This is a genomic window from Flammeovirga pacifica, assembly GCF_000807855.2.
GTDB lineage: Bacteria > Bacteroidota > Bacteroidia > Cytophagales > Flammeovirgaceae > Flammeovirga > Flammeovirga pacifica.
On the sequence record NZ_JRYR02000002.1, the window covers coordinates 1,593,384 to 1,620,176 of the forward strand.

The window sequence follows — 26,793 nt, forward strand, 5'->3', positions numbered from 1 at the left end:
AACAAATGTTTACGATAAGTGGTATGAAGCCCCTTTTTTTTCAGTAACGTCTAGTTCTAATCTATGTAAATATTCAAAATTGTTAGATACATCAGGTGCTTTTAAGTGTTCAAAATACGTACAATACAGTTTTTGTCTAGTTAACCGAATTGACAACAATCACCATAGTACTCAAATTAGCTCATGTAGATAAGACGCTTGTGATGTGAGCTACTTTTAATTAAGTTATCGTGAAACCAACATATTACAAGCGTTTATTTACAAACTCTATCATTAGAAGTGCAGCCGGCTAAAGCACTTCTTATGTAAGAAAAATTGCTTTGACTCAAGGCGTAACACTTTTATTTTGACACAACGGAGGTCAAATTTTTAAATGAAAAGAATTTAAACTGATAGTGACAGCTATGCTATCAGAGTTATCTATTTTGAAACAATTTGTATTGTGCTATCTATCTTATTTTTTGATGGTGGTCAATACTAAAAATGAAATGAATTTTACTATGAACTATTTTACCAAGTGTAAGAAGCATCTCGCTTTACTTGCCTTGCTTGCATGTACCTATACGGTAGAAGCGCAGGATGTAGACGTAGATGTTAACTTAAATATCGTGCACTCTGTGGACGGTGTTTCAGACTTCGGGCGTGAGCGTCACATGATTATTCACTCCACTCCAACGGATGCCGATTGGATAGGAGAGGAAGACAAAAGAGAGTATTTGATTAACGACTTAGATGTGTACTTTGGCCGTGATAACGGTTCTGCTACATGGAAGTTTAACAATACTCCAGAGGATCCTAACAGAGCAAATAAGCCAGATTTAGATTGGATGGTTGGTGAAGCAGATCGTCTAAAAAGACTTTATGATAAAGAGTATTTAGCGCATCAGTGGGAATACAAAGGCCCAATGATTATGGGTACTAACCCTCACTCCACTTATCCTACATTAAGCTGGCATGACGACGGTATTACATGGACAGGATGGCAACCAAAAGATGTGGAGACTTCTGCAGAATGGGTAGTGCAATATCTTGATAACTACTTTAAAGATAATCCAGGACAATCTGGAGAGCCTATGCCTACGTATTGGGAGGTAGTGAACGAGATTGACATGTTAATGATGACAGGTCATATGTGTTGGACTAACCTTGATGATGTATGGAAATACCATAACCTTGTGGCAGAAAAGGTGAAAGAAAAATTAGGTGCTCGTGCTCCTAAAGTTGGTGGTTTAACATGGGGTATGCACGATTTCCATATGTTAGATTGGACAAGCCGTTACTCTGCAGAATTAGCGATATCATGGGGTGTACCTGCAGAAGCAGTCACTGATCAATACGCACAATACAGACAAAATGATTGGTACCAATGGGATGTAATGTGGCAAGGATTCATCGATCACTGTGGTGATAACATGGATTATTATGCTGTGCATATTTACGATTGGCCATCATGGGAAACACCTTCTTCACACTTAAGAAGAGGTGGTCATACAGAAGCTATGTTTGATATCTTAGAGTGGTATGACAATCATAAGTTCGGAAAAAGAAAAGATATTGTTTTGTCAGAATATGGTGCCGTATCAGGTCATTATATCCATAACATGCCGGATGCAGATCCACACAGAAGAGACTGGGAGAACTTAAAGCCTTTCAACTCAATGTTGATGCAATTTTTAGAGCGTCCTTCACACATTATCTTATCGATGCCATTTACACCAACAAAAGCACACTGGGGTGACCATGTGAATGCAAATGGTGATATTACTAGCCGTTATCCGTATAAGATGTTAGACGATTTAGACGGTGATGGTGACTACGAATGGACTGGTTTTATTCGTTTCTTCGAGCTTTGGAGCGACGTAAAAGGTACTCGTGTAGATACTAAATCAGACAACAAAGATGTACAAGTTGATGCCTATGTTGATGGCAACAAAATGTACTTGATTCTAAACAACTTACTAGGAACTCAAACGGCTGTAAATCTTAATTTCTTTGATGATTATGCCGCAAAAGTAACGGAAGTAAATACAAAACACTTATTCCTTGATTTAGGACAGGGTGCATTTGGTGTACCGACTATTACAAGAGAAACTTTAGGTACAGCACCTGGTAAAGTGGTTTTGGATGGCGATGCAACGATGGTATTGGAGTATGTATTTGATAACGCACTTGTATTAGACCAAACAAATAAAGAATACAAATTTATGGGTGAAAAGCTTGGTACGGGGTCAACTCCAACCGGTGGTGATAAAATCCATAAAGGTATAGGCGATGGTGTGTTAACAGCCAACGTAAATAATGTAACAGTTCCATCAGGAGCTTTTGAAGCACAAATCAGAATTTCTGGTGATTTCTTCTCCTCTCATGTAGGTGTTCCAGAAATTACAATCAATGGAAATGTGGTAAATTATGATGGTAACGTAAGAGGTGATACGGAGAATGAAGGACACAACAAATGGTTAGGTGTTTTAGAAATTCCTTTCCCTGCAGAATACCTTCAAGCATCTAACGTGATTACTTGTAAAGCAAACAATCAAGTAGAGTATGCAACTGTTCAAATTCAAGTTTGGGATTACTCTAAAGCGCCTGGTAGAGGGGCAACAGATGCAGTAGCTGTACAAGGTATTTCTATCGATGGAACGCAAGAATTAATGTATGGTAAGACAGTCGGTTTAACAGCTGATTTCTCTCCAGCAAATGCAACGAACAAAAACTTAACTTGGACATCAAGTGATACTGATGTGATTAAAGTAAGTGATTTAGGTGTTATTGAAGCAGTAGCTACAAATGGTTCTGCTACAATTACGGCTACTTCAGAAGATGGTTCACATGTAGCAACACATTCAATTGCTGCTATTCCTTTTTCAGCAACTCCTGTATCAAGTATTTCTATTGTTGAAGGGGCTTCTATGAATGTTGATTTCTATGTGACGACGCCAGTAACATTAACTATTCTTCCAGAAGACGCAACGAACCAAGATGTGGTTTGGTCTAGTTCTAATGAAGAAGCAGTGACCGTCGATGCATCAACAGGAAAAGTAAACGGTATTGCTATTGGTGAGTCTGCTGTGATTACAGCAACAATAAATGATAATGGTACGGTATATACTGCGTCTACTACAGTAAATGTGGGTATTGTAGGTGAAGAAACAATTTATTGTGAATCACTACCTCAAGAAGTAACAGGTAATACAACTTATAACTTTGATGTAAATGTAAATTTAATTGGTGCTAGAGATGTAGTTGTTGAATTACTAAGCGGTAGCACAGTTTTAGGTACAGGTACAACGTCGGCAGATGTAAAAGGTAAAGAAACTGTTTCAGTAGAAGTAAACTTGAATTCTGTACCATCAGTGGGTCAATATACACTTAGAGCTACTGCTTTAAATGGTGGTCAGGTGGTCACACAATGTACTTCATCATTGAACATGTTAGATCAAATCCGTCCTTCAAGCATCGCAATAACAGATTGGTTACGTGAAGTGGAAATTGGTCAAACATTACCAGTAACAGCAGAGGTACTTCCTGAAAATGCATACAATAAAACGGTACTTTGGACTTCTTCTAATCAAGGAGTAGCCTCAGTAAATGCGGAAGGAACAGTAACAGGTTTAGCTTTAGGTTCTACAGTAATTAGAGGTACAACTCAAGACGGTGGTTTAGTTGCTGAAGTAACAGTGCAAGTAAAATCTCAAGTGGTAGTTCAACCAACAACGATTACTATTCCATCAGATATTACAGTTTTCCCTAACGGACAATTACAAATCAATCCAGTATTTGATCCGGTATGGACAACAGAAACAGACATCAATTGGTCATCAAGTAACTCTTTAGTAACGGTAGATAATAACGGTTTAATTACTGCAGGAGGAGCAACAGGAACATTTACTTTAACAGCAACATCAGCTTCAAGTGCAAGCGTTGTGGCAACAAGTGCAGGTAATGTAGGTACAACTTTATCAATAGAAGCAGAAGCATTCACAGGAATGGGAGGGCCAACAGGTGAAATTGCTATTTATGAATTGGCTTCAGCGTCAAAAGGTAAAGCAATCAATAACGTTCAGTCAGGCGATTATGTAGAATATCAAGTATATGTACCTAAAGCAGGTGAATATAGAGTATCGTTCTATGCAGGTACTGGCGAGACAGATGGTGTCATTGAAATGTATGTCAATGGTGAAAGCAAAGGAACGAAACAAGTACCAAAAAATGAATGGGACGCATTTGCTCCAGTTACTTTAGAAAGTAATGTGATCTTGCCAGAAGGTAATGTTACCATTGGTGTAGTAGCTGCAGGTTCATCTCAATGGAACTGGAACTTAGATTATTTCCAATTGGCTTTCCAAGGAGAAATTGTTTGTGATGCTCTAACAGGAGTTCAAATTAATGCGTCAAACACTACGGTCACACAAGGTGATGATGTAACGTTTGTTGCTCAATTATTACCAACATCTGCTTGTCCTGAAAATGTAACTTGGTCATCAAGTAATACAAATATTGCAACGGTAGATAATAACGGTAAGGTAACAGGTGTAGGTGTTGGTACCGCAACAATTACAGCACAAGCATTGAGCTTTACTGCAACGCAAGATGTAATTGTAGAAGGTATTCCTGATGTTCCTGTAACAGGCGTTAGTTTAAACCTTACAGAGGTGCAATTAAGTGAAAATGGTACTGCACAATTGATCGCAAGTGTTCAGCCAGCAAACGCGACAAACAAATCTGTAGTTTGGTCTACATCAGATGCATCAATTGCAACGGTAGATAATAATGGTTTAGTGACTGCAGTAAGAGAAGGAGATGCTGTAATTACGGTAACTTCAGTAGTAGGAACTTATACAGCATCTACCAATGTAAATGTAAGTACTCAAGTAATTTCTGTAACAGGTGTGACGGTAAATACAACATCAGTTAACCTAATTACAGGAGGAACTAGTGCATTAGTAGCTACGGTATTACCAAATAACGCATCGAATAAAGCAGTAGTTTGGTCATCAAATAATGCTGCTGTGGCAACTGTAGATAACAATGGTGTTGTAGTAGCAGTTGGTGTAGGTTCGACAGATGTTATTGTAACTACTGTAGACGGATCTTTCACTGCAACAACTTCAGTAACGGTAACAAGTGGTAACAATGGCGGCGGATCAGGTGATCCTCACACAATTGAAGCAGAAACTTTTGTGACAACTGGAGGTACATTTAACGATGGTTTTGTTCCGTTAGGAGTAAATAAGGTAGACGGTATCGGTATTAACTGGGTGAACTCAGGTGATTATGTTGAATATAATGTGAACCTAACAGGTACTTTTAACATTGATTACTTTATCTCTACTCCAGAAAATAATACGGCAATTGAAATGTTAGTTGACGGAGTTTCAGTAGGAACAGATAACGTGAACAATAATGGAAGTTGGGATAACTACGCTGCATTAAGGTCTCTGCATCAAGTTACATTAAGTGGATCTCATACTGTTAGAATTCAGGCAGTTGGATCAAATAACTGGCAATGGAACTTAGATAAAGTAGTATTAACTCCTGTAGATAACGGAGGCCCAGTAATTGTTGATGTAACAGGAGTCAACCTAGACGCTTCAACAATCAATTTAGATCCTGATTATACTACTCAGTTAACAGCGACAGTTTTACCTCTAGATGCAACAGATCAAGCTGTAACTTGGTCAACTTCTGATGCTTCTGTAGCAACAGTAACTGACGGTTTAGTGTATGCAGTTGCTTCAGGTACAGCAACGATTACAGTAACAACTAATGATGGTGGATTCCAAGCATCAGCATCAGTTACAGTAAATACCATCGATGAAGGTGGGTATGCTCAATTAGTGATCGAAGCAGAAGATTTTGAATCGACTACAGGTACATTTAACGATGGTTTTGTTCCGTTAGGAGTGAATAAGGTAGATGGTATCGGTATTAACTGGGTGAACTCAGGTGATGAATCAGAATATACAATTAATGTAACTACAGCAGGTACATATGATATTGAATATATGGTTTCTACTCCAGAGAATAATGCTCAAATTCAAGTTCAAATAGACGGTGTAACGGTATCAACAGATGATGTTCCGAATAATGGACAGTGGGATGCATATACAGCATTGACTGGATCAGGAACAGCCACATTATCAGTAGGTACACACACTGTGAAGTTTGTAGCAACAGGTAGTAATAATTGGCAATGGAACTTAGATAAAGTAACTTTAACAACAGGTTCTTCATCTATGAGAACATTAGCTGCAGAAGTAGCTCAGCCAAAAATGAATATCTATCCTAACCCATCATCGGAGGTAGTCAACTTAACAGGACTATCAAACGGTACGTATGTTGTAGCTCTTTACAACATAAACGGTCAGGAGATTTTCAATACAAAAATTGACTTTAGATATACACATCAATTTAATGTAAGTTCTCTAAATACAGGGATTTACTTATTGAGAGTGGTAGGTGAAGGAGTTGATTTGAAAGAAAGAATTTCAGTAAAAAAATAAGCTGCTCTCTCTATAATTTAAGCGGGCTTTCGGAAACGGAAGTCCGCTTTTTTTATACTTGATATTTAGAGTTAGAATGGATTTATATCAGCAAAGCGTGAATAACGAATAGTAAGTGAGATTATATTTTATCATTAGTTATTGATGAAAATGGCAAATTAAAAGCAGGTAAAATAAAGGGTAATTTGGATCAAGTGGTGATGTAACAAGTACATGAAATAGCCACAACCCTCTATCAGTTATATGAGACAAGATGTTCAAGTAGAAATGAATATTCCATTGATATATTAACCTGAGTTCGTCAAAATACACTGTTATAATATAAACTCTAACCCCATATGGATACCATTAATCTGTATGGGATATTTTTTATGAATGCACTTATCTTAAATCTGTATCAAAATCCTTGAAATTTGTACTTAGATACTTATGCTATGAGTTATGATAAGTACGATTAAGTAAATTATTTCATGATATTTAAATAGATAAAGTGAAGTAGTTTAGTCATTTTGTGATAAAACACTTGTACAATGAACATTATATAAAAAACCTTAAATATGAACTGTTAAGGCTATTTTTTATTTTTCTGTCTAGTCTAATGTTGATAAAATTTTTTGATGTTCAGATTTATTTACTCTTTGAACAAGTGTCTTTTTTCAGTATTCAGTTTTTGTCTAGTTGGAATCTTTGAACCCCTAAGTATTATTTAGAAAATTGATAATGTATTAAATACACTTGTAGCTCTGTAACTTATGTTTGACGGAACCCAAAAGCTACAAGTGTTATTTAACACAACGATGAATAAGGAGGACCGTCCTTTCAAACAATATCTACTGATTATACTATGAAATAGATGAACTTATGGCAGATTCTAAAAAAGAATTTTTTAGGTAAACCAACAAGAAAATGAGCTAGCCTCATTACACAACTGTACACAACTCACTCTCAATGATTATTTTTTCTACTGGATCGCATATATCAGAGTGAGATTAATGAAATGTTAATTATTACTATTTAAAAGATGAACTATTTTACTATGCTTCACAAAAGAATTCTTGCAATTTTTTTGTTAGTATCCTGTACGCTTATATCTCAAGCTCAGGATGTTGATGTTGATGTCAACGTCAATTTTAAACACTCCGTAAATGGAGCTTCAGAATTTAATAGAGAAGACTACATGACTATTCATGGTACTTCTTATGAAACAGACTGGGAAGGAGAGGAAGACAAGTTAGATTACCTATTGAATGATCTTGATACTTATTTTGGGCGTGACAATGGTTCGGCTACTTGGAAGTTCTCGGCAACTGAAGAAGATCCCAACAGACCTAATAGACCTTCTCTTGATCATATGAAATCATTAGGGAATTGGTTAAAAGGGGAGTATGATAAAGACTTTAATACGCATCAATACGAAAAAAGGTCTAAAGAAATGATCATGGGTACCAACCCTCACCCTACTTACCCAACATTAAGTTGGAATGGTGATGGTAACACATGGACAGGATGGCAACCTTATGATGTAGATGTTTCTGCAGAATGGGTAGTGAATTATTTAGATTACTTCTTCCGTAAAAGCAATGGTGAGGCAGGGGAGCCATTACCTTATTATTGGGAAGTAATTAACGAGCCTGATATGCCAATGATGACAGGACACATGATGTGTACATCACAAGAAAAAATTTGGGAATACCATAATTTGGTAGCTCAAGGCATTAGAGAAAGGTTTGGAGTAAATAATCCTAACAGACCAAAAGTAGGTGGTATGACTTGGGGTCTTCATGATTTTCACTTAAGAGATGGTATTTCTCGTTATAATGAGAATTATTTAGATCAGTGGTTAGAAGGTGATGGTGTGGCCATTTACCATAACATGATGGATTCGAAAGCAAACGATTATAGAGATGATCCTTGGTATCAATGGGATATTATGTGGCAAGGCTTTATTGACGCTTGTGGTGAAAACATGGATTTCTATTCTGTACATATTTATGATTGGCCAGGTTGGTCACTTAACGCTAATGATGCTCCTTCAGCAACAAGAGCAGGTGGTCATACAGAAGCAATGTTAGATATTATTGAATGGTATGACCTTTATAAAACAGGGGACAGAAAAGAAATGATCATTTCTGAATTTGGAGCTGTTAATGGTAGATACAATGAAAGTAATACTCCAGGGGCATACGATCAAAAAAGAATGGATTGGGAAAACATCAAGCCATTCAACTCAATGTTTATGCAGTTCTTAGAACGTCCGGATTATATCACAAAGTCAATGCCTTTTACTCCTGTAAAAGCGGTTTGGGGTGATATTGCAGATAAAAACTTACGTTACCCATATGCAATGATGCATCCAGATGAAAGTGGTAACTGGGTATGGTCTGAATACATTAAGTTCTTCGAATTATGGAGTAATGTAAAAGGAACAAGAATCGAAACTAAAGCGTCTAATCCAGATGTACAAGTGAATGCATATGTGGATGGAAACAAGTTATTCTTAATCTTAAACAACTTAGAAGATAACGAGAAAACAATCAACCTTGCGATGTACGAGGAGTTTTCTAATCCTATTCAAAATGTGATGATCAAGAATTTATATCTTGATATGAACAAAGGTACTTCAGGTCAGCCGGCATTGGATGTGATGGAAGTTAAAACAGCACCAGGTGCTGTAACTCTTTCGAACGATGCTACGATGATTTTAGAGTATACCTTTGCGAACCCAGTGAACTTAAGTGAAACTCTTGAAGAGAAGAAGTTTATGGGAGAGAAAATTGGTTCAGGTAACCATCCATTTGGTAGTGAGTTAATTCATACAACAGGTACACAAATGTCTACGCAAGTAAATAATGTAGTTGTACCAACAGGTGATTATGAAGCTACTCTTAGAGTTTCTGGCGCTTTCTTTAAAGCACATATGTCTTCTATCGAAGTGAAATTGAATGGTACTGTGATTGCTCATGATGGCAATTGGAGAGGAACGGATAACGACTTAAGAAACCAATGGTTAGGGGTATTAGAATTAGATATTCCAGCAGGTTTATTACAAGCCAACAACACGATCGAATGTAAATCAAATGCTCCTTCTGATTGGGCAACTACTCAAATTCAAGTATTTGATTTCTCTAAAGCACCAGGTCGTAGTGGTGTATCTTCTGTAGCTTTAACTGCTTTATCAATTGATGGTACTTTAGAGTTAATGCAAGGTAAACTGGCGGCTTTAACCGCTTCATTTACACCAGAAAATGCAACAAATAAAGCTTTAACATGGTCATCGAGTAATGATGGTGTGGCAACGGTAGATGAGTTTGGGGTAGTTACAGCTGTAGCTTCTTCAGGAAGTGCAACAATCACTGCTACTTCAGCAGATGGTGGTATTACTGCTACTCATGTAGTTAATGCTATTGCGTTTGCAAACACAGCAGTAGCAAGTGTTACTTTAGATCAAGGTAGTGCTATAGATGTTGATTTTTATGTAACAACTCCTCTATCAGTGTCTATCTTACCAGAAGATGCAACAGATCAAGAAGTTGTGTGGTCTAGTTCAGACGCAGAGGTAGTATCTGTTGATCCTGTTACAGGTAAAGTTCAAGGTTTAGTTATAGGCGGAACAGCTACAATTACAGCAACAGTAGATGGTCAAACATCTTCTATTGAGGTAAAAGTAGGTATTGTTGGTGATGAAGTAATTTACTGTGAAGCATTACCTCAAGAAGTAACAGGTAATACTCAATATACTTTTGATGTATCTGTTAACTTACTAGGAAATAGAGAAGTAAAAGTAGAGTTGTTATCAGGTGCAACAGTATTAGGTTCTGGTACTACTCAAGCAGATGTAAAAGGGAAAGAACAACTATCTGTTGAGGTTAATTTATTAGAAGTACCAGCAATAGGCGATTATACTTTAAAAGTAACTGCTTTAGATGGCGGTGATGTTATTACTGAATGTAGTTCACCAATTAACATCTTAGATAGAATTCGTCCAGAAAGTATTACTTTCGAAGATTGGTTAAGAGAAGTAGAGGTTGGAGAAACACTTCCTGTAATTGCAGAGGTGTTACCTGATAATGCTTTTGATAAGACCATTCACTGGACATCTTCAAACGAAGCTATCGCTACTGTAAATGCAGAAGGTGTAGTCACCGGTGTTGCAGTGGGTACAACCGTAATTAGAGGAACATTAGCTGATGGAGGGTTGTATCAAGAAGTATCTATAGAGGTAAAAGGACAAGTGGTGGTAGAGCCAACAGAAATTATTATCCCTACAGATATTACTATATTCCCTAATGGAACGTACCAAATAATGCCGATTTTTGTTCCAGAATGGACAACAGAGAGAAGTATTGATTGGTCATTTGATGGTGATAATGCTTCTATTGATGCCAATGGAAAAATTACTGCAACAACCAATCAAGGAATGATTACATTAACTGCTACTTCATCTACAAGTCCATTGATTACAGCAACAAGTGCTGTGACCGTAGGTACTACTTTAAGAGTGGAAGCAGAAACCTTCACACTACAAGGAGGACCTGTAGCAGATATTGGTATTTATAACGCTGATGCTTCAAAAGGAAAAGCAATAAACAACATCCAACAAGGTGACTTTGTAGAGTATGAAGTTTACGTTCCTCAAGCAGGTGATTATGAAGTGACATTTGCAGCAGGTACAGAAGTAGAAGATGGAGTTGTTGAGATGTTTGTGAATACAGTAAGTGTTGGAAGCAAAAAAGTACCTTCTGGAAATTGGGATACTTTTGCACCAGTAAAATTAGATCAACTAGTAACATTACCTCAAGGGGTCGTTAAAATTGGTGTAATGGGTTCAGGTACATCGCCTTGGCAATTTAATTTAGATTATTTTGATATGGCTTACACTGGTGAAATTCCTGAATGTGACGGTACTATTACAAGTGTAGAAATTGTGGCAGGGGAGACAACTGTAATGGTAGGAAGAACGATACAATTATCAGCTTCTCAATTACCTGCTCAAGCATGTAAGGAAGTAGCAAGTTGGTCATCAAGTAATACAAATATTGCCACAGTAGACTCTAACGGTAAAGTAACAGGTGTTGGTATTGGTACTGTAACCATGACTGTACAAACGGGTGATCAAAGTGAAACAATTGAGATTACAGCTATTGAAAGAGTACCTATATATGTTAGTAGCGTTTCAATAGATCCTTCTTCGATTGCTTTAGATATAAATCAAAAGAGTATTTTATCAGCAATGGTTTTACCTGCAAATGCAGATAACTTAAATGTAACATGGTCTTCTGACAATGAAAGTGTAGCCACTGTAGATGCAAATGGTTTAGTAACGGCAGTTGCTGAAGGTAGTGCTACAATTACAGCTACAACAGTAGATCAAGAGAAAACGGCAATATCATCTGTAACAGTATCAGGTAATACTTATGAGCCAGCAACAGAAATTGTTGTTGAAGCAGAAGATCTTGAAGCTACAGGTGGTGAAGTTGATGACGCGGCTTGGGGCGGTCCTGGTAAAGGGGTTGCTGCAAATCCTGGAACAGGTATTAACTGGGTAAATAATGGTGATTGGGCAGAGTACACGGTTACCGGTAACGGCGACTATGAAATCACTTATTGGATTTCTACTCCTACCGAAACAGGTGCTGAGATAGAGTTTATATTAGATGGTGCTTCTGTAGGTAAAGATGCTGTTACTCCAACTGGAGGATGGGATAACTATGAGGAGTTAAAATCTGCTCATACTGTTACATTAAGTGGTACTCATACCGTTAGATTACTTGCGTCTAGTGCAGAAGCATGGCAATGGAATCTTGATAAGTTTGTATTGACTCCAATCGAAAATACAACTCCTCAAGAGGTAAAAGTGACGGGAGTAACACTTAATTCAAATGCAGAAAACTTGACAACAGGTCAAACGGTTCAGCTATCAAGTACTATTGCACCAATAGATGCAACTGATAAAACAGTTTCTTGGATGACAGATAATGCAAGTGTTGCTACAGTAGATGCAAATGGTTTAGTAAAAGCGATTGGAGCAGGTGATGCTACAATAACAGTAACTACTAACGATGGATCATTTACAGCAGTGGCTCAAATCACAGTAACAGAAGATGTAACTTGTGTTGCAGCAACATCAATCACGATTGATAATGAGTTGACAGTATTAGATATAGAAAATTGTGTACAGTTAACGGCAACAGTTGGTCCTGAAAATCATTGTGCGGTAACAACAGTTTGGTCTACATCAGACGAAACAGTAGCAACAATTGATGCGAATGGTAACTTATGTGCAGTGGCATCAGGTACGGTAACAGTGAAAGCAGAAACTTCAGATGGACTATTGTCAGATAGTTTTGAGGTGATGGTTAATATACCTACAACGGGTATTTCTATCGAAAATGGTAATGTAACTCTAAAAGAAGGAGAGACGTTACAATTGTCTGCTTCAATTACTCCAATTGATGCTTCGAATGTAGATTTCACATGGTCATCATCAAATGAAAATGTGGTTTCTATTAGTGCTGAAGGTCTAATTACCGCTGTTAGCGAAGGAGTAGCAACAATTACAGTCACTTCAGAAGTGGGTAATTTTACTGCAACTATTGATGTTACAGTAGAAGCTGTAAATGAAGAAGATCCTACAAATGTAGAAGACTTGGCAAATGTAGCACCAACGGTATATCCTATGCCAGCTTCAGATGTTCTTTATATCAAAGGTTTGATAAATGATAACTATTCAATCTCATTATATACTTTGGAAGGAAAGCAATTACTTTCTGAAAATGATAGAGTGAATGGTATTTATGAACTAAGTGTTTCTGGCATTCCTTCAGGAGTTTATTTCTTGAATATTAAAGGGAATACAGCAGATCATAAAATCAAGATTGTTATTAAATAATTGATGATAACAGTTCGATAAGTAAGAATAAAAGCTCTCGAGAAATCGGGGGCTTTTTTGGTTTTTAGGCCTATCTAAATCAAATTATTTCACCTTTAAAGTATTAATATAGAGGTGGATACTGTAGTTTGGACAGTTTTGTAAAAACAAAAGACACTTTTTAATCCTTGGAGAACGATTAGTCTGTATCATTGTATATCATTCAAAGATATATATCCCAATAGCTTTTGGTTGGGCAGTATAACTACTTATTTGATAAAAGAAACGCCGAAGGTATGTAGGCAATTCTTACTTTAATGTTGACTAACAAATACGACGAACTACTTATAGTAGAAAATGACAACCCCTTCACCACCTGATACTTTGATGTAAACCATCGATGATCAGAATAATGAAGGGGTTTATTTTATTTCAGAATAGAATAATTAATCTTTCTTTTTGGTGCTTATAGGCGAAACTCCAAAATGTGATATGTAATTGGTCTTCAGTCTCGATGGACTTTTATATCCCACACTCATACTTAATTTTTCAAGATTTGTTTCACCTGCACGTACCATTTCTTCAGCCTTATGTAAACGAACTTTTTTAATATGTTCTGCAGCATTCAGTCCAGTTAGTTCCTTAAACTTTTTATAAAAAGCAGAGCGACTCATCAACATATAATTAGCTAATTTCTCAGCATTAAATTCGTATTCAGAGTAGTGTTCTTCGATAACATTGTTGATCTGATCCCAGAATTCTTTATCCTTTTTATTCAAACTTTGCTGAACAATTTCTTCTTGAGGATTAAAGGATAAAATAGCTTCTTTAAAACGTTCTCTATTTTGTATTAAAGCAATTACTCGAGAAAGGAATAAAGTACTATCAAAAGGCTTGACAATGTAGTCGTCAATCCCTAATTCAAAACCTTTGATCTTTGTTTCAATGTCATTTTTTGCAGATAATAAAATGACAGGAATATGAGAAGTTTTGATATTATCTTTAATAGTTGTAGTAAAAGTAACTCCATCCATAATCGGCATCATGATATCAGAAATGATGACATCAGGCGTAAAATCATCTTCTAAAATATCTAAAGCTTCCCTACCATTGGTAGCTGTTTTTAATTCATAATTTGATTGTAGAAGATCGATCAAGTAATTCATTAATTCTATATTATCTTCTACTAATAGAATTTTGTAGCCAAAGTTTTTATCCACCTTTTTGATCACTTTATCAGCAATAAGAGGTTGTAAATTTGAGGAATGTGTAGTATCAGAAAAATCATCTACATTAAAGTGTTCTTTACCTAATAAGAAAGAGACGGTAAATGTGCTCCCTTGTCCTTCATCACTTTGAACATCAATTTCACCTTTAAGTAAATTGACTAAACCTTTTACAAAAGATAAACCAATGCCATGACCTTCAGCGGTATTGACATTATTTCTGTAGAAACGGTCAAAAATCAATTTTTTATCTTCTTCCGTCATACCAATGCCATTATCTTCAATAGCGATGTATACTCGTTCTGAGGAGGTTTTGGTTCTGATATAAATACTTCCATCTTTTGGCGTGTATTTTATTGCGTTAGAAATAAGGTTGAAAAGTATTTTTTCCAGCTTATCTTTATCAATCCAAACATATTGGACCTCTTTTGCCGCCTGAAAATTAATATTGATATTTTTTTGTTTGGCTAGTACTTGAAATGGTAAAATACTTTGTTCAATAAAACTATTTAAACTGACACTCTTCACATGTAATTTCATCTGTCCGTTGTCTAGTTTTCTTATATTAATAAGTTGATCGACCATATCTAATAACCGGTGAACATTTCGTTGTATTACCGCTTTTGATTCTTCAAGCCCTCTTTTATTGATAGTATCTAAATACCCTTGTATAAGAGTTAAAGGAGTTCTAAACTCATGCGATATATTGGTAAAGAACTGTAATTTAGCTTGGTCAGATTGATGTAATTTTTCTGAAATATCTTTTATTTGTTGGTTTTGTTGAAGTAATTCTTTGGTTTGTTCATCTACAAGTGCACTCAATTTTGCTTTTTGTTCCCTAAGAGAGGCCAATCTTAATTGTACAATAAATGCACTAATGATAACGATACCACAAATAATTAATAAAGTAAACCAAGTGGTTTGCCAATAAGGAGGAGCAATAGTAATGGGCAATTCTGCAGATGGACTCCAATTTCCATCTTGATATTGAATTTGAACTAAGAAGGTATATTCACCAGGTAGAATTGACGCATAATGAGCAATTGGGTGATTTACGTCTGTATAAAACCAATCATCATGCAATCCTTCGAGTTTATATCGATAGATATCATTTCTCGGATAATTGAAAGGATAGGCATTAAAACTAAATGATAATGAGTTCTCATCATAATTAAACTTTATCTCTTCCTGATTCAGGTAATTACTATCCAATAATATACGATCATGTACTAGTTTATTGGCAAAGATTTGCTCGTTAAATAAGTACAAAGAAGCAATGGTTGGCTGAGCAATATTTTCTTCTATTTGAATCTGATCAGGATTAAATTCAATTACCTTATCATAACTACCAAAGTACATGCTCCCATCATCATCAAAGTGGTAAGCATCGGTGAGAAATAAAGTGTTGGTAAGATGTTTTGTTATTTTTCCGGTAGCTAAAGACAAACAATTGATACCCTTTCCTGTGCATAACCAAAGGTTGTTATCTTTATCTTTCTGTATAGCGTTAACTACATTATTGGATAAGCCATCTTCTTCATCAAAATGACCCACTATTTTACTTTTTTTGATACTAAAGATATCTAAACCGCTATTTGTAGCTAAAAAGATAGAATCTCCATCGATGAAAAAAGAAGCAATTCTATCATCAGAAAACCCAGAATTTTCCCGATCAAATAATGAATATTTATTTAGGTTTTTATCTACTTTTAATAATCCTCTGTTGTTTTGTATGAACCATAAATTGCCTTCATCATCTATAGAAATGTCCCTAAATACACTCCATAGGTAGATACCATTAATATGTTGAGGAAGAAATTTTAAACGATAACTCTCTAAGTCTAAAAGAGCAATTTTATCAGATCCTGTAAGAATTAGAGTTCCTTGATTTACTTCTTTAATTGTATAGGTAGCATAAGGCCAATCCCATTCATAAAAATGTTGTAAGGTTTTTACCTTCTTAGTTTTAGGATCGAATTTAGCCAAAAAGTTAGCTGTACCTACCCATATATTATTTTTAGAATCTTGGTAAATATCTCTGACCTCCATTAAGTCTTGCTGAAGACCCCATTTATCAACGTAGTGACGGATTTGTTGGTACTTATTATTTTTATCTTTTATAAAGATACCATTGCCAAAAGTACCAATCCAAAGCTGATCTTTTGTTTTACAAATAGCACTTACATTATTGGCTTGAAGTATATTACTCTTACCAAAAGAGGGGTGGCCTAATAGGTGATGCTTAAAATTATTTTTATTTTTATTGTAGAGGAATAACCCGCTTTGTACAGTAGATGCCCATAGGTTACCTTCTTTATCAAACTGTACTTTTGAAATAGAATTTTTATCTAAATAACTCCCTTTATATACATATTTACCGTTTTCTTTTTTATAATGATTAAGGTTGTATAATGTACCAATCCAAGCATCAGTATCACTTATTACAAAAGCTGTAATTTCAACGGGTTCTATAACATATTTATTTATTGCACCTAAAGTTTTAATACGTTTAAAATGATGGTCAAATTCAAGAATATTTGTTTCGTCTAGTCCAATAAAATGATCATCAAATTCGACAATACTGTAGATGCTTTTTTTAGAATAAAGAGATTTACTTTCAATTTGATCGTTGGAATACTTTAATTCCATGATACCAAAAGCACCACAAAGGATTATTTTATTTTTTTGTGTTTGAAGTAGTTTGTAGTTTTCTTTGATAGGAAATATGCAGACTTTATTTGTTTTAAGGTCAAAAGTACGAACAGACCAAGTATTTCTAATCCATACAATACTGTCACTTGTAGTGAAAATTTCTCCGGAACGAATGTCTAGGTTTTGAATTAACTCTGGAGTAGTATGGATATTGAACTTATTTTCTTTAGGGCTGTAATGATTGATTCCTCCATTATTAGTTAATAACCAGACATCACCCTTTTGATCGGTATTAATGGCAGTAACCGTATTACCTAAAAGTGTATTTTCCTTGTTCAAGTGAGGTTTGAAATGTTCGAACTGATACCCATCAAATTTATTGACACCGTTTCTAGTACCTAGCCAAATATTTCCGGTAGAGTCGATATCCATACTAATCACAAAATTGTCGGATAACCCATCAGCAATATTGATATTATCAAAAATAGCAGTTTGTGCCCAAGATAACTGAGGTACAAAAAAACACATGACTAATAATAATGCTGATTTTAAATACTGGAGTAAGTTGTTGTTAATCAAAATAAATAAGTAGAAAAAAATAATAGAAGAAAAAAAATAATTGTTGTTACCAATTTAACTTATAAAACATTGAAAAGTAAAAAAAAGACTTTCTAACATTGTGCATTGTACGAAATAGATAGATTTTCACTATTTAAAGACAAAATTTTTATGGTATCAATAATCATTTTTGTCTTTTTGAAATACAGAATATTGAAATAGGAATAAGTGGACTGACTACAATGGATTTCCTTTCATTCTGTTGAATTGGATAAATACAAAAAGAGATGTTATAACATTTACATTTCACTTTTTGAAAAAAATTATAATTCCACGTAGGGCAATAGATAACTGCCCTTCTTTTTCACAAGGTTATAATAAATAATTTTTAAGTAAAATTCATAGAAAGGAAGTTTATCATGTGAACTTCCTTTTTCTTTTCAATAGATCTAAAAGATAGATGTATAAATAGATACTTTAATTTAAAATGTATAAAATGAGATATTTATTACTTGTTTCACTCTTAGTTATTAATTATCCGTGTGTTTTCGCACAAAACCAACCTAACATTATTGTTATTTTATCAGATGATGCGGGTTATGCGGATTTTGGATTTCAGGGTTCAAAAGAAATGAAAACTCCAGCTTTAGATCGATTAGCTAAGGAAAGTATTCAATGTACTCAAGCTTATGTGGCAGGTGCGGTATGTGGTCCATCCCGAGCTGCATTATTGACAGGTAAATATCAGCAACGATTTGGTTTTGAGGAAAATAATGTACCTGGATATATGCAAAATTATGAATTGAAAGATGATGATATGGGGTTGCCATTAGATCAAAAAACTATAGGAGATTATATGAAGGAGTTAGGTTACTCAACAGGTCTTATTGGTAAATGGCACATGGGAAATAATGATAAGTTTCATCCAACAAAAAGAGGTTTTGATTTCTTTTATGGTTTTAGGGGAGGGGCTAGAAGTTATTGGCCTTTTTCAGAGGATACTCTGAATCATCGTCAAGAAGATTTTATGGAAAGAGGTTATAAAAATTTTGAGGAGCCAGAAGGCTATCTAACGGATGTATTTGCAGAGGAAACAATCCAATTTTTAGAAGATAATAAAACATCACCTTTCTTTTTATTTTTATCATTCAATGCTGTGCATACACCAATGCATGCAAAAGAGGAAGATTTGAAAGAATTTCCACATTTATCTGGAAAGCGTCAACAACTTGCAGCAATGACTTTAACTATGGATAAAGCTTGTGATAAAATCATTCAATCTCTGAAAGAAAAAGGTCTGGATAAGAATACTATAATCATATATACAAATGACAACGGAGGACCAACGGATGCAAATGCTTCTGATAATTCTCCTTTAAGTGGGACAAAAGCCAATCATTATGAAGGTGGAATTCGAGTACCGTTTATTTTTAGTATACCTGACCAAATCAAGCAAATTGAAATATCAAATTATCATCACGTTATAAGTACTTTAGATATTTTACCTACGTGTTATGCAATTGGAGGGGGTGATATTAATAAATTACTTGATACTGATGGCGTTAATCTATTGCCATATTTTTCAGCAAGTCAAAATGGTAATCCTCACCAAACACTTTATTGGAAAAAAGAAAATAGAGGTGCAATTCGACACGGTCAATGGAAATTTTTACGGTTCCCAAACCGTCCAGCAGAACTGTATGATTTATCTGAAGATATTTCTGAAGTACATAACTTAGCTTATCAATATCCTGAAAAAATAAAAGAATTTTATAAAATGCTATTTGATTGGGAGTTAACGTTGTCTAGACCAAGATGGCAATTACAGAGAAAATATGAAGGTGCAGCAATGGAAAGAATAGATACCTATAAAAAGACAGAAATTCATTAATAAATTAAGCTAACAAGGTAAACAACGAGGTAAACAATTGTAAATAATATATTGATAAAACAATTCTAATTAACTGTTATTTAAATATTTATGTATTTAATTTATAAAACAATTTATAAAAAATAGGTAAACATATCTTTACTTATAAAATGGAACTGTGATTAAACAATATCAAAAATAAGGCTATCTCAATTTAAGTTGAAATAGCCTTATTTTACAATTATTGAATGCTACAGCTTAACCAATTAAACAGATAAACTCTTCTAAGTTGTCTTGTCTTGAAAGTCCTAACTTTTTTCTTAACCTGTATCTTGTTGTATGGACAGACTCGGTCGAAATACCTAATAATTTGGACATTCCTTTACTATCAAAGTTTAATTTGATCAGTGCACAAATCTTTTGATCACCTTGTGTTAGATTAGGGAATCTTTCATTTAATTCTTGATAGAAGTTTTTATTCACTTCTACAAAGCGTGCTTCAAATTCTTTCCAGTTATTATTTGTATTTAAGTTGATTTTCTTTGCCAATTTACCCAATTGATTTGCATCAGGTTTTTTCTTCTGTTCCATCAACTCTTTTTTGATTTCAGCTAAAGTCTCTTCGTGTTGAATAATTTGAAGTACCGATGAAGTAAGTTCTTTATTCTTAATCTCTAATACTTCCTGAATTTTTTCTTCTTCAAGGCGTTGAGTTTCTAAAAATATCATTTGTTTCGCCTTAAATTTATTTCTTAAGTTTCTATAGACAAAGAAAACAACTAGTACTAAACCTCCTATAGTGACATAGAAAATGATATTTCTTAAGTAGTTGATTTTACTTTCTTGTTTAAGTCTTTCTAATTCTTGTCTCTGAAGCTGCTCCTTTTGTTGTTGCTGCTTTTTTCTGAACTGATCCTTAATTTCAAGAAACTTTTTATTACTTATTTGTCGACTACCGTACTGTTTTTCATTTAAATCTTTAGAAATTTTCAAATTACGGTAAGCTTCATTTAGTTTATTATTTTTCTTAAGTACAAATGCATATGCCTCATATATGTTGGGGAGTCTATCAGAATGAGATTTATGTTTGACACCCGCAAAAATGGCACTTTCGTAATACTTCTCACTTTTCTTATAATTATTAAGCTTTTTGTAGATGTTCCCCAAGAAATAATGATAAATCACTAAATAACTATGTTGCTTATTTATAAAAAAATCGTTTAAAGGGAGCAATGCTTTTAAGGCCTCATCATATTCTTCTTCTTCATAGAGAATGTATCCGTATTCAGCATTAATAAAAGCATGATTGTCATCGTCACGAAGCTCAGGTATTTGTTTTTTTAAGAGCCTGCAACTATCCAAATAAGTTCTTGCCATATCATATTCACCCTCTTTTCGAGCAGTTGTAGCAATGGCAAAATAATTATCTATCAAAATGTATCTTGGTAATTCTTTATTGATATCTAATATATTGATGGCTTTATTAAAGTAATCATAAGAAAGTTCGGTACGCTCATAAAAACTATAAAGCCAACCTAATCCATTATAAATATGTACTCTTGATAAGTCATCGTTGAATTCTTCTGCTATACCGAGTGCATCCCAATATCCATCATAAGCATTACCAAACTCTCCATTATGTGCATATAAATAAGACAAGCCAGTAAGAGAAGTAATCCATTGTAAACTGTCTTTACTTTTTATAGACTCTGAAATAGAATACTGATACAAGGAGATAGCACTATCAGGAAAAATAAATTTCAATGCTTCAGCATCTTTATAAAGATCTTGAGTGCTAATTGTAGTTTTTTTATCCTTTATTTTTTTCGTTTTTTCACTTTTTTCAGATAAATTTTTGTTAATCTGAGGTGTGTTTGCAGAAAAAACAAAATTTAAAGTGAAGAAAAATCCTAAACTGAGTATTAATATTTGTCTAGTCATAATTTAGTGAAATTCAATAATTGTAAATATTAAGTAATTGAAAAAGAGTAACTTATATTTTTACTGTACAGTGTTTTATAGTTGTGTTTTTTACACTTGATCGGTCTGTTCAGATATAATCTAGTCAAATATATGTGATTTAAATTTAATTTTCTCACATTTGTTAAGGGTTTCGCGAACACTTATTGTTCAAGTAAAGTTGTCTGCTGAATAAATATTTAAATTTGAAATGAATATTTTGAAATGAAATGACTAGCAGGCTGCTCTTTTTTTAATCTAAACTTATTATGAGTATGAGTAAAGCTTATGATTTTTTTAAAATTATTCTGACTCTTGCAATGCTCTCAATCATCCCGATTGATTCATATGCACAGGATGTTTTATTAAAAGGGCGTGTAACAGACGCCGACTCGGATGAGCCATTACCAGGTGTAAATGTGATTATACAAAATACATCTCAAGGTACAACAACTAACTTTGAAGGAGAATTTACATTAGCTGTAGCAAGTGGAGAATCATTAGTGATTTCATACATTGGCTACCAAGACCAAGTTGTTGCAATTACTACACAAACAAAGCTGGATATCAAATTAAGCGTTGATGTTGAGGCGTTAGATGAAGTGGTTGTTATTGGTTACGGTACACAAAAGAAGAAAGAAATTACAGGTGCTGTAGGATCTGTAAAATCTGAAGACATTTTGAAAGTGCCAACTTCTGATCTAGGAGAATCATTACAAGGTCAAATTGCAGGTGTAGACGTACAAGCGTCTTCTGGTCGTCCTGGTGCTGAAGCAAACATCCAAATTCGTGGTGTTGTTTCTGCAAAGTCTGCAGGTGGTCCATTATACATTGTAGATGGAATTCCTTTCCAAGGAAATCCAAATATCGCTCCAGAGCAAATTAAAAGTATTGACGTATTGAAAGATGGTGCAGCAGCATCAGTTTACGGTACAAGAGCTGCAGGTGGTGTAATTTTGATTACAACAAAAAGAGGTGAAGAAGGTAAGTTATCTGTTGATTTCTCAGCTTATGCAGGTGTTCAAAACATCACTTCGAATACACCATTAAATAACCACCAAGAGCAGTTGTATGTAGATCATAACAGAATTGAATCTGAAGGAGGTATGCAGAACTTGTACTTATTTAATCCAAAAGCCGGTTATAATAACTCGGATTATGTGGGTGATGTACAAAATAATAATGCAGTAATGCAGTCTTACAATTTGGGTGTTTCTGGTGGTTCTAAAAACTTGAAATTCAATGTTTCTACCAACTACTTTAATCAAGATGGTGTTTTAATTAACTCTGGTTTCGAACGTTTCACTACTCGTATGAATGGTGAATATACACAAGGTAAATTTAAAGCTTTTGCTTCTGTTGGTATTACAGATGAGAAAAGAGAAAGAGAACCTTGGGGACTTTATGAATTAGCCATTGCACAGAAGCCATGGGTTCCAGCATTAGATCAAAATACACCTGTTGGAGGTAATGGTCTTGTTGTTGAAACAGAACAAGTAGAAAACTTTGGTTATTTAGCTACTCAGTTATCTAATGAAAACAATACGGATGTAATGGCAACTAACCTAGCTTTATCTTTAGAATATGAAATTGTAAAAGGTTTAAAATACAAAGCTAGTTTTGGTAGAAATACTTATTCTTCTGAAAATGTATTTTTCCAACCACAGTTATTAATCTATAGAGAAGACGGTTCATTAGCAGCAGGTGCATCTCAGATGGAATCTAGAATGACAATTAATAATTTTCTTTCTAATTCGACCACTTTTGAAAATATCTTATCTTATAACAAGAAATTTGGTAAACATAGTTTAGGTCTTACTGCAGTATATTCTTTTGAAGAGTATAATAATGAAACTAGAACTGTTATGACCGAAGGTTTACTAGATAATCAAACCAAAGTACTAAGTGCTGGTTCTGTGGCATTTTTACCTCAACAATACATTTCAACTAATACACTTGTAGGTAAGATGTTTAGAGCTCAATATAATTACGATAATAGATATTTAGTATCGTTATCTGTAAGAAACGATGGATCTTCTAATTTCTCAAAAGAAAATAGATATGGTACTTTCTACGGAGCTTCAGCTGGATGGAATGTAAGCGAAGAATCTTTCTTCCAGAACTCAGTTTTAAACAGCTTCATGACTGGATTAAAAGTTCGTGCTAGTTTTGGTGAAGTAGGTAATCAAAATATTTCTCCATATTCATTCATGCCTAGAATTGAAAGTGGTGTAGATTACACATTTGGTGTGGGACAAAATGAGAGATTAGCTACAGGTGCAGTATTTAGAAGATATGTAAACCCAGATTTGAAATGGGAAACTACAATTTCAAGAAACATTGGTGTTGATTTAGCGTTTTTCAATGATCGCTTAACGGTATCTTATGATTATTATAATAATAATAAAGAAGATATGTTATTGGATCAAACAATTCCACCATCATTCGGTACTTCTGTTACAGAACCTGCAGGTGGTAACGCAACTCCTTATACCTCTATTCTTGTAAATGCAGGTAACATGGTAAATAAAGGTCATGAGATTGCAATAGGATACAAGCATATACACGAAAATGGCTTCCAATGGGGTGTAAATTATACTTTCTCAAGTAACGTGAACGAAGTAACAGATTTAAATGGTGTTGAAGGTTTTGCTTTTAGAGGTGGTATTCCAGTTCAAACAAGAGCAGGTTTCCAAGATCATACTACTTTCTTGAAAAAAGGTTATCCAGCAGGAGCTTTCTTCTTGTTAGAGAATCAAGGAGTCATCAAAACAGAGGAGCAATTAAAAGCTTATAATGAAAGTTTACCTGGTGTTCAAGCAGAGATGGGTGACATGATGTACCGTGACGTAAATGGTGATGGTGTAATTGATGATAACGATAGAGTATATGCTGGTTCAGGTCAAGCTAAATTCAATATGGGTATGGGCTTAAACGCAAGTTACAAAGGATTTGATTTATTCGTTCAAATGTATTACTCACATGGAGCAATGATTTATAATGGAGCTAACCTTTATTCTTATGGAATGGGTAGACATAAAGATATGCAATATGCGTGGTCTCCAGCCAATCCAGATTCTAATATTGCTGCGGTTCGTTCTAACTCTGAACATCCAAATACAAGATCAAGTTCTGATTTCTTCCTAGAAGATGGTTCTTACTTACGTATCAGAAACATCACTTTAGGATACACATTACCGAAAAGATTATTTAACAATAAAGTTAATCAATTAAGATTCTATGTAACTGCTCAGAATCCATTTACAATCACTGGTTATAAAGGATATGATCCTGAAGTTGGTGGTGATGGTTTATACATGAGAGGTGTAGATCAAGGTAGTTACCCAATTACAAGAAGATTCTTGGGTGGTGTGAAGTTTAACTTTTAGTTAGAAAATTAAATTTAGATCAAAAATGAAATTAGTAAAATATAGTCTGATTACGTTATTGACTTCCCTCTTCCTACTAGGGTGTAATGAGGATAAGTTCTTATCGCAGTCAAATCCAAATGCTCTTACTCCAGAAACTTTCTGGAAGAACTCAGACCATTTTGATTATGCTTTGAATACAGTATACGCAGCATTGCAGTTTAATTCTATTTCAGGTTTTAGAACCACAAGTGAAATGGCATTATCTGACCTTTCTAAAAGTGACACTTGGTACGGAACATATAGTACATATAAACTATTTAACTATACCAACAGTGATCCTCTAGTACAAAACAGATGGGCGGAACTATACATTGGTATTAACAGAGCAAATCAAATCGTAACATTTATTGAAGGAGAAGATGTTGAAATGTCTCCTGAAGAAAAGTTAGAAGTAGTAGCTCAAGCTAGAACATTGAGAGCCTTTTATTATTTTGAATTGGTGAACAATTATAATGGAGCTGTTATTAATACTGCATACTACTCAAATTCTGATAGTTTAAATAAAAAATTAAACACAAGAGAAGAAGTGATTTCGCAGGTAGTTGTTCCAGATTTACAATTTGCAGCCGAAAATTTACCAACATCTTGGGATGCTACTGATGCTGGTCGTGTAACGTGGGGTACTGCCGTTTCTCTATTAGGTAAGGCTTACTTATACGATGGTAAATGGGCGGAAGCTGCTGCTGAGTTCAAAAAAGTAATTGATAGTAATAACTACTCTTTGTCTCCGGTTTATGGTAATAACTTTAATGAGGAAGGAGAACATAATCTTGAATCAATTTTTGAAGTAAATTATTCAACTTCTGTATTGCCTCCATCAAATAACAGAGATTGGGTAGATAATATCGCAGGTGGAAATGTAACTCCTTCAGAAGCATCAAGTATTGAACATGTACTTACGCATATCTTAACTGCAGGTGGTTTCAATGTAGTGACTCCTTCACAGTATTTACACGAAATGTTATTAGGTGATGAGGTTGATCCTACTCATCCTATCAACGCACTGGGAGAAACACATTCACAAAGACTTTCAAGTTCTATCTTAGTTCCAAATTTCTATGGTACTTATTTTACAAGACCATGGACGGATGATAGTGGAGAGACTTACCCAATGGGTGGTGGTCATTCAGGTTACGTAAAGAAATATACACGTTGGAATACTGGAATTAGTAATATTGAAAATAATGGTCAAACGTCTCCAATTAACTTTAGGTTAATTAGATATTCAGATGTTTTATTAATGTATGCAGAAGCACTTAATGAGCAAGGTAACTTCTCTGATGCTATTACTTACATCGACATGGTACGTGATAGAGCAGGTGTTTATCCATTATCATATTATATCAATACTAATGGCGGACAGTTTCCAAAATTAAATATCAGTCAAGAGGTAACAGGAGCAACTTACCCATTAGTTACTCCTTCTGTAGAGTCTGTAAGAGAGCATATTAGATATGTTGAAAGACCAATAGAACTTTCTTTTGAAGGTCACAGATGGAAAGACTTGAGAAGATGGGGTATCATTAAAGAAGCTTTAGATAGAAGAGCTGTTGATGAGCAGTGGAGATTGGATAATGCTTCAACTATTTTAGGTCAGCCTCCATTATATATTTCTTCTTACATCATCCAAAACTTTGTTGAGCAAGCAGGAAAATATAATGAGAATGTTCATAAATATTATCCTCTACCTGCAAATGAGGTACAAACTAATCCTGATTTATTATAA

7 protein-coding genes are annotated in these 26,793 nt (G+C 34.6%); 5 read left to right on the forward strand and 2 right to left on the reverse strand.

What is annotated here, in order from left to right:
* Positions 1-500 precede the first annotated feature (500 nt).
* The gene (locus tag NH26_RS24595) at positions 501-6,503 is read left to right on the forward strand and encodes an Ig-like domain-containing protein (protein ID WP_158022036.1); all 6,003 of its coding nucleotides are present in this window, start codon (positions 501-503) and stop codon (positions 6,501-6,503) included.
* 1,021 nt (positions 6,504-7,524) lie between these two features.
* Positions 7,525-13,392, forward strand: a complete 5,868-nt coding sequence (locus NH26_RS24600; protein ID WP_084812381.1) for an Ig-like domain-containing protein — start codon at positions 7,525-7,527, stop codon at positions 13,390-13,392.
* Between the two features lie 425 nt (positions 13,393-13,817).
* Here the strand turns inward: NH26_RS24600 and NH26_RS24605 are convergent, their stop codons facing one another.
* On the reverse strand, positions 13,818-17,777 hold the full coding sequence (locus NH26_RS24605) for a hybrid sensor histidine kinase/response regulator transcription factor (protein WP_044217397.1): 3,960 nt from the start codon (positions 17,775-17,777) through the stop codon (positions 13,818-13,820).
* Between the two features lie 526 nt (positions 17,778-18,303).
* On the opposite strand from NH26_RS24605, the gene NH26_RS24610 reads away from it, so the two are divergent.
* Entirely contained in the window at positions 18,304-19,698 is a 1,395-nt protein-coding gene (locus NH26_RS24610; RefSeq protein WP_242427371.1) for a sulfatase-like hydrolase/transferase, read from the forward strand.
* 237 nt (positions 19,699-19,935) lie between these two features.
* On the opposite strand, the gene NH26_RS24615 is transcribed toward NH26_RS24610, so the two are convergent.
* Positions 19,936-21,618, reverse strand: a complete 1,683-nt coding sequence (locus tag NH26_RS24615) for a tetratricopeptide repeat protein (protein WP_052431728.1) — start codon at positions 21,616-21,618, stop codon at positions 19,936-19,938.
* 293 nt (positions 21,619-21,911) lie between these two features.
* On the opposite strand from NH26_RS24615, the gene NH26_RS24620 reads away from it, so the two are divergent.
* Both NH26_RS24620 and NH26_RS24625 read left to right on the forward strand, forming a co-directional pair.
* On the forward strand, positions 21,912-25,025 hold the full coding sequence (locus NH26_RS24620) for a SusC/RagA family TonB-linked outer membrane protein (RefSeq protein ID WP_084812382.1): 3,114 nt from the start codon (positions 21,912-21,914) through the stop codon (positions 25,023-25,025).
* 25 nt (positions 25,026-25,050) lie between these two features.
* The gene (locus NH26_RS24625; protein WP_044217401.1) at positions 25,051-26,793 is read left to right on the forward strand and encodes a RagB/SusD family nutrient uptake outer membrane protein; all 1,743 of its coding nucleotides are present in this window, start codon (positions 25,051-25,053) and stop codon (positions 26,791-26,793) included.

What these genes read in the sequence shown, in the direction of transcription:
- NH26_RS24595 (WP_158022036.1), top strand. Translation starts at nt 501, where the DNA reads ATGAACTATTTTACCAAGTGTAAGAAGCATCTCGCTTTACTTGCCTTG.
- NH26_RS24600 (WP_084812381.1), top strand. Translation starts at nt 7,525, where the DNA reads ATGAACTATTTTACTATGCTTCACAAAAGAATTCTTGCAATTTTTTTG.
- NH26_RS24605 (WP_044217397.1), bottom strand. Translation starts at nt 17,777, where the DNA reads ATGTGTTTTTTTGTACCTCAGTTATCTTGGGCACAAACTGCTATTTTT.
- NH26_RS24610 (WP_242427371.1), top strand. Translation starts at nt 18,304, where the DNA reads ATGAGATATTTATTACTTGTTTCACTCTTAGTTATTAATTATCCGTGT.
- NH26_RS24615 (WP_052431728.1), bottom strand. Translation starts at nt 21,618, where the DNA reads ATGACTAGACAAATATTAATACTCAGTTTAGGATTTTTCTTCACTTTA.
- NH26_RS24620 (WP_084812382.1), top strand. Translation starts at nt 21,912, where the DNA reads ATGAGTAAAGCTTATGATTTTTTTAAAATTATTCTGACTCTTGCAATG.
- NH26_RS24625 (WP_044217401.1), top strand. Translation starts at nt 25,051, where the DNA reads ATGAAATTAGTAAAATATAGTCTGATTACGTTATTGACTTCCCTCTTC.